4 protein-coding genes are annotated in these 1,529 nt (G+C 54.3%); all 4 read left to right on the top strand.

Annotated features, from left to right (window positions below; genetic code table 11):
* A partial coding sequence (locus ACFT9I_RS40165) for a DUF3164 family protein (protein WP_382572845.1) occupies positions 1-466 on the top strand: 466 nt, incomplete at its 5' end.
* Positions 467-485: 19 nt separating this feature from the next.
* Positions 486-689 (top strand): hypothetical protein, encoded by a 204-nt coding sequence (locus ACFT9I_RS40170; RefSeq protein ID WP_382572846.1) that lies wholly within the window; start codon positions 486-488, stop codon positions 687-689.
* A complete protein-coding gene (locus ACFT9I_RS40175; RefSeq protein WP_382572849.1) occupies positions 686-1,132 on the top strand; it encodes a hypothetical protein in 447 nt (148 codons plus the stop codon). The genes ACFT9I_RS40170 and ACFT9I_RS40175 overlap by 4 nt, the downstream gene beginning before the upstream one ends.
* Positions 1,129-1,518, top strand: coding sequence for a DUF2528 family protein (locus tag ACFT9I_RS40180; protein ID WP_382572851.1), 390 nt, complete (start codon positions 1,129-1,131; stop codon positions 1,516-1,518). Before ACFT9I_RS40175 ends, ACFT9I_RS40180 begins: the two co-directional genes overlap by 4 nt.
* Positions 1,519-1,529 lie beyond the last annotated feature (11 nt).

The raw sequence follows: 1,529 nt of genomic DNA on the forward strand, positions 1-1,529 counted from the left end.
CTTCAAGAAAAAGGCCCTGGCTGATGTTGCAGACCTGGTTGCTGTGTCCGCTGAACGCTATGGCGTAACGCTTGGCGGTCAAAAGGGCAATGTCTCCATCACCACGTACGATGGCGAGTTCAAGATCGAGCGGGCCTACGCGGATCGAGTTGTCTTCACTGAAGAGATCCAAGCCGCAAGGGAGTTGATCAACCAGTGCATCAATGCTTGGTCCGAGGGAGCGAACAGCCACCTGCGTGTGCTGGTCGACCGTGCCTTCAGGGCCAACCGACAGGGGCAGTTGATGGTGAAAGACGTGCTCAGTCTGTTGCGCGTTGAAATCGACGATCCTGATTGGAAAATGGCCATGAAAGCATTGAAAGACTCCATCCAGGTCAACGGGACCGCCGTGTACATCAGGGTCTACAAGCGCCAAGGCAGCACTGACCAGTATTTGCCTATCAACCTGACCTTGGCGGGGGTGTGATATGGGCATTCTTACGTCCATGCAGTGGCCCAAAACAAGCCTGTTCGATCTGCTTGAAGATGCTGAAAAGAGCAGTAAGGACACTTTCGATGTTGTGCACCTGGAGCTGGAATCGGGCCAAAGCTTTGTCATTGCTGTGATTCACGGCGATCCAGACCAAGTCGATGGCGTTGCTGAAAAACTGGAAGCGTTGAAGCTTCAATGGCTGGGGCAACCGACATGAGCAAGACACTGATTGAGTTCCAGGACCACCACCAGGACTTCCTCGTGTGGACTGTCGACGAGGCTGGCATCGTCACTGAAAGCTGGCCGTATCAGACCGATGTGTGGGGTGGATTGAAGGTTGTCAACCGCGCAGCCCTGAAAGTTGGTGGGGTGGTCGAATACCTTTGGGAGGGGCGTACAGGCAGCGTGAAGTACCCGGTGCACTCGATCCATCCATTGGTACCGGTCGAAGTTTCAGTTCGCATGAACGGAGATGGCTACGCGACTAGCACCGTGCGCGGCAAGCGCGTGTCTTGCACCCATGATTATGTCTACCCAGTGAAGCGGCTAGCTGAAAAGCTTTTCTATGGTCGGCCCTTTGGCATCGAACGCCTGCCATGTACGCCTACTGGGCGTCTGCACAGCAAATGGCGAATCACTCCTCTGGAAGGTGTTTTATGAGCAATCTCAAAACCTACAAGCTGAAAGACACCTGGAGAGAATGGGAGATCGTTTTGGAGGTTAATCACGATCTGCTCACACCAGAGCGCGCCAGGGAAATCAATGAGTTCTGGACCAGCCCTGATTACCGCCTCGAAGAAGCGGGGCAGGACGCTGTAAAGGCAGTTATCAAGATGGCAGGTGAGCGGCTTGCAAGTTCGTTTCTGGAAATTGGTGGAGGCGTATGTAGAGACGATCATTCCGCCAAGCGCTGGACACGAGAGAACCTCCATGAAATCGAAGGGTGGGGAGGCACTGAACCCGGAGAGCTTTTTGGTTGGTGTGGTATTCGCCTGGTTCGCGCAGACCTCGAGGTCAACCTCGCCCTTCGAGTAGAGGACGAGTGAACTGGATATCA

The sequence above is a fragment of the Streptomyces sp. NPDC057137 genome, assembly GCF_042670825.1.
Classification (GTDB): domain Bacteria; phylum Actinomycetota; class Actinomycetes; order Streptomycetales; family Streptomycetaceae; genus Streptomyces.